The organism is Bartonella sp. AP1QHHD (assembly GCF_042196265.1).
Lineage (GTDB): Bacteria > Pseudomonadota > Alphaproteobacteria > Rhizobiales > Rhizobiaceae > Bartonella.
Map to the genome: position 1 here is coordinate 1 of NZ_JBHIPW010000039.1, position 5,682 is coordinate 5,682.

A 5,682-nucleotide genomic window follows, 5' to 3' on the forward strand; every position below is an offset into this window, starting at 1 on the left:
TAACAAAGCAGGCTTGATTCAAGCCGGTGGAAACTTAAATATCCAAACCAACACTCTAAAAAACGAAGCTGATAGCACGCCCGTCATCACGGAAAAAACCGAATATAGCGATATTTCTTTCCAAAAACCAAAGGGTTCTGATCAACTCAGTGATGGGATGTTATATCATGATGGTCCCAACCTTTGGGGAAAGGGGCACTTTGAGGATATACTAATAAGTGCAGAATACTATGTACATAAAGAAGTGTTTGTATTTGATAAAGAGCTGTGGGCTAACAAAGGAGGAACGTACGGTAAAGCAACTTTGGAAGATGGAGCATTTTATAGGGCATTTACTTGGAAATATGATGAAACAAAAAGTAATATAAGACGGTATCAATGGAATAATCAGTCACATATGACAGAAGAAACTGTCACGCAGGGGTTTTCGCATAAGCCCACCATTCAGGGGATGATACAATCTCACGGCAATCTCATCATTAACGCCGATAATATTGACAACCATTATAGCACTATAGAAGCGGGGGGAAATGCCGATATCCACGCCAATGTGCTCACCAATTTGGGTGCAACAGCCTATAAAAATACCTTTATGCATTGTAAAGCAGACACAGACAATTGTTATGGCTATAAAGCTGATGGAAGCCGCGATGTTTCTTTAGATATAGTCGATGGCAAGGATCGCCAAACTGGTTCAGAAGCTCTTGATGCAGCTCCTGGTCTTGTCCAAGCGGGCGGCACTTTAAATCTGGTGGTCGATCAACTCAATAACACGGCAGCGGAAGGTTCGATTACAGGGGATGCGCATTTTGAAGCAAAAACCGTTGAAGGCAATCCACTGGAGGCCTTAAGTGGTTTAACCGGGGTTGATGCTCTCTTTACACCAAAAGTCGATCTCAATAATGCAGGAGAACTGTCTGAGGGGCTCCCTTTACCAAAGCCCCAATCGGGTGGGGTTGGTGGCACACTGCCCAATCAAAATTTTATTTATGAAACGCGGGCAGAATTCCTTGATGTTGGCAAGTTTTATGGCTCAGCTTATTATTTGAACAGAATTGGCTACAATCCTGATCGGGAGATTTTTTTCTTAGGCGATGCTTATTTCGAAAAGCAGCTGATTGAGAAACAAATGCGTGATCTGGTTGGTCAAGGTTTGGGCAAAGGCTCCTTTATTCCTGGAAGTGATGCCATTGAACAAGTCAAAACCTTGCTGGATGTCGGGGCAGAATATGCAAAAGCCCACAATCTCCCCTTTGGTGAGGCTTTGAGTGAAGAACAATTGGCGTCCCTAGAAGCCCCGATGGTGATTTATGTACGCCAACAGGTCAAGGGCATGGATGTTTATGCACCGGTGCTTTATATCCCTGAAAAAGACAGAGCCTCCTTTGTTTCTGCTGGGGCTTTGATCATGGGCGATGATGTCAATATCACCAGCCAAAATACAAGCAATTCCACAATAACCAATTCAGGGCGTATTGCGGCAAATCACCAATTGCATGTGCATGGCGGGGATATCTTTAGTCAAGGAGGGCATTTTGCGGCGGGTGGTGATGCTATTTTGCTTGCAGAGAAGAATATTCGTTTGGATGCAGGGCGCACAACGGTTGACGGCGTGGAGACAGTATTAAACACCGAGGCACTTTCTGCTGGTGGTAATGCAACGGTGATTGCCAAACAAGATATCACAGCCTCAGGGGTGGGGATCACTACCGGAGGTGATCTTGCCATGGCTACAGAACAAGGCAACTTGACGATCGGTTCAGCAGAAACCCATTACCATGATGAACAGGGTGATGCTACCATGCATCATAAATCAGAAGTCAACTCTGGTGGCTCGACGACACTTGCCTCTGGAAAAGATTTGAATATCTTAGGCTCTGATGTTCAAACAAAGGATAAACTTCTCTTGCAAGCTGAGAGGAATGTTTCGATTGATGCCACACGCAATAGTATGGATAATCAGAATGGGAGTGAAACATCTCATGTTGCTTTACACAATGGCTCTCATTTAAGTTCTGGAAAAGAGACCACTGTTCTCTCTGGAAAAGATATCCATATGGCGGCTTCCGATATAGATGCCAAGGGCAAGGTGGGGCTGAAAGCCAGTAACGATATCCTGATCAACAATGCAGAAGATAGCTTACATTATGAGATATCCGATCACAAAGAGGATGGAATATTTAGTGAGAGAGTCCATAATAATGTTGAGGCTACTCAAGTTGTGGGCTCAAGTATAACAGGGGGTGAAGGGATGGCCTTTGAATCTGGCAACGATACAAAAATCATTGGATCGATGCTTTTTGCTGGAAAAGAAGAGGAAACACCAGATCAAGCAAAAGCAGATATTTCTATTCACTCTGGTGGGAATATTCTCATAAAAGGCGCTCAAGAACACTACGATCAGCAATACCAATCGTCATCAAGTAGCTTTTTGCATGAGAAATCTTCCGATAAATCTGAATCGCACACCACAACAGTTTCCTCTGTTCTTGAGGCAACGGGCAACATTGATTTGCAAGCAGAAAAAGAGTCCACAATTACTGCTTCTCATCTGCTTTCAGGTCAAAACATCAATGTGACAGCAGAAAATGTGACGATTGATGGCATGCAAGATCACCATAGCGGCCACTCAGAAGAACATGCATCTGGTTTTGGCGCGGGCTCAGGTGAGGACTTTGTGTCGATATATGGGAGTGAGGAAAAGGTGCAAAATGAAGAGAGTTTTGAACATCAAGGCTCTTCTCTCAATGCGTATGGCACTATCAACATCATTGCCAAGAAAAAAGATGTGAGCATAGTGGGCTCTGATTTTGCAGGTGAGAATATTAACCTTTCGGCAGCTCGTGATGTCAATGTGCTTGTGGGTCATAATAGCCATAAGTCAAATTCTGAAGAAAAGCGTTCAGGTTTTGGCATTCAGTTTGGAAAGAGCAGCAGTAGTGTTTCTTTGGGTGTTGGGGTTGCAAGCGTCAAAGATACGGGCGATCAATGGGAAACCACTTCCGCACAATCACACATCACGGCACGCCGAGATGTGCAGATTACTGCTGACAATGATGTAAATATGCAAGCAGCTATTGTTTCGGCAAATCGTGATGTGAACATTGATGCCGGTAATAATATCACGCTTTCGGAAAGCCAAGATATCTCTAAGACACAAAAAAACCATGAAAATTTCTTTGCTGGTGTTACAGGTTCTGTCAATGTTGGCATTCTTAGTACCATACAAGATATAAAGGATGCAGGAAAACGTTTTGGTCATGGGGATACAAAACACAAAATCGGCAATGGCATCATTCTTGGTCTAAAAGGCAAAGATCTCTATAACAAAGGCAAAGATCTCTATAATGGGATAAAGAGCGGATCAACAAAAGATTCCCTTCTCAAGATGGTGGATATTTCTACCAGTGTTACCGTAGGCTTTAAGACTGAAAAGGAAGAGAAGTCTTCTCAGACATCTACTGCTGTAACCAATAGCATAGAAGCTGGGCGTTCTGTCAATATGAAAGCCCACAAAGGCAGCATCCATGGTGTTGGAGCTGATATTATCGCTGGCACCAATCCTGTTTATGCAAATGATCCGCAGAGCGGGAATATCAACTTGGAAGCAGGACAGCATATTACCTTTGAAAGTGCGCAAAACAAGAAAAGCACACAAAACCATAACCAAAGCGCTTCAATGAATATTGGAGCCAGTTATGGTACTGGTGGCGCAGGGGTAACAGGCAGTGCTGCTTTTAGTCAAGGGGAAGGTTCCAGTGAACAGGTTCAACAAAAGAACAGCCATATTGTTGGCACAGGTACTGTTCATACCACGAGTGGGGCAAACACCACATTGGCAGGCGCCGTGGTTTCTGGAGAGCGTGTAAAAATGGAAGTAGGAGGTGATTTTACCGTTGTCAGCCGCAGTGATACGGGACAAAGTTCCAGCAAAAAAAACTCTGTTTCTGTCGGGGTTAAAGGCAATGGAAAGCCTGATGGTGCATCAATAAACGTCTCTTTCCAAAATGATCAATCCTCCAGCGATTATCACAGTGTTGTGGAACAATCAGGCATTAAAGCCCGTGATGACGGCTTTGAGATCACCGTTAAAGATAAAACAACGCTGACTGGAGGTATTATTGAAAGCACAGCCTTGGCAGAAAAAAACAGCCTGACCACAGGAAGCATCAGCACCAGTGATATTACCAACAGTGCGAGTGCCAAAGCCAGCAGTGATGGGATTAGCATTGCAGCGGGTGGTGCAATGGGCGAATACGACATCGCTAAAAACATTGCCAAAAATGTTTTAGATCATGCAGAACAACAGGATTCAAGGGAAGGATATACCAAATCCGCTATCAGCAATGGCACTATCGTCATTACTGATGAAGCAGGGCAGAAGGCATTAACAGGGCAAGGCGTTGATCAAACCATAGCTTCCCTTAACCGTAATACCGCTGAAGCTCATAAGGGTGTATCACAAATAGATGTCACTAAGCTGGAACAAACAGCTGGTGAAGACCGTAAAATGGCAACAGAATTGCTGGAAGAAGGATTTAAATACAGTGATAAAGCCTATAAAAAATATAGTGAAGAAGCCTCTAAAAAGCGCAATGATGTAGCCCCTAAAAAGCGCAATGCTGAAGCCTCTAAAAAGCGTAATGCTGAAGCCTCTAAAAAGCGTAATGCTGAAGCCCCTAAAAAGCACAATGATGTAGCCCCTAAAAAGCGCAATGCTGAAGCCTCTAAAAAGCGTAATGCTGAAGCCCCTAAAAAGCACAATGATGTAGCCCCTAAAAAGCGCAATGATGTAGCCCCTAAAAAGCGCAATGATGTAGCCCCTAAAAAGCGTAATGCTGAAGCCCCTAAAAAGCGCAATGCTGAAGCCCCTAAAAAGCGTAATGCTGAAGCTCCTAAAAAGCGTAATGCTGAAGCCCCTAAAAAGCACAATGATGTAGCCTCTAAAAAGCGTAATGCTGAAGCCTCTAAAAAGCGCATGATGGAGTAGAAGGGGAAACCAAATCTGCTATCAGCGATGGGACTATCATCCTTACTGATACAACTGGACAGAGGGCGATGGGGCAAGATGCTGGACAAATCATTGGCTCTCTCAACCGCAACACCGCAGCAGCCCACCAAGCTGTAGGACAGCTAGATGTCGCACCGCTTGAGGGAGCAGTGCATAATCGCGTAGATATGATCAATGATTTATCGGATGAAGGATTGGGATACTGGGACAAAGTGCGCGAAGTCGCAAATGTTAAAGAACATCCAGTAGGTGAGATTTTGCATGATGAAAATGGCAATGTCCTCTATTTAACCGATGAAAATGGAAAACCTATAAAAGACAGCGATGGAGAATATATTACTCTGTATCACTTTTTAAATGCTGAAGATGAGCAGCATTTACAAGCTGGCTCTGATGGCAACAGGCGTATGTTCTATAATGGTATTTTTAACACACCAGATGAAGCAGCCGGTAATGCTGTCCACTTAGCTGATAATGAACATGAACCCCTTTATTTTACATACCACCCACAAGCTAAAGACAGGCTCGTAGAGTACGGAGTAGCGATTTATGAATATTTTGGGAGATGGAGTAATTCGACCAAGAAGTTACAAGATTTTATCTATCGTTATGGCAATACAGGGGCGATTGTTAGTGCGCATAGCCGTGGTACCATAACAGTAAGCAATGGA

At 43.8% G+C, this 5,682-nt stretch carries 2 pseudogenes; both read left to right on the forward strand.

Annotated elements, in window-relative coordinates:
* Positions 1-4,564, forward strand: a pseudogene (locus ACFIME_RS04010) (hemagglutinin repeat-containing protein); the annotation flags it as partial.
* A 494-nt stretch (positions 4,565-5,058) separates the two neighbouring features.
* Positions 5,059-5,682: pseudogene (locus tag ACFIME_RS04015) on the forward strand (filamentous hemagglutinin); the annotation flags it as partial.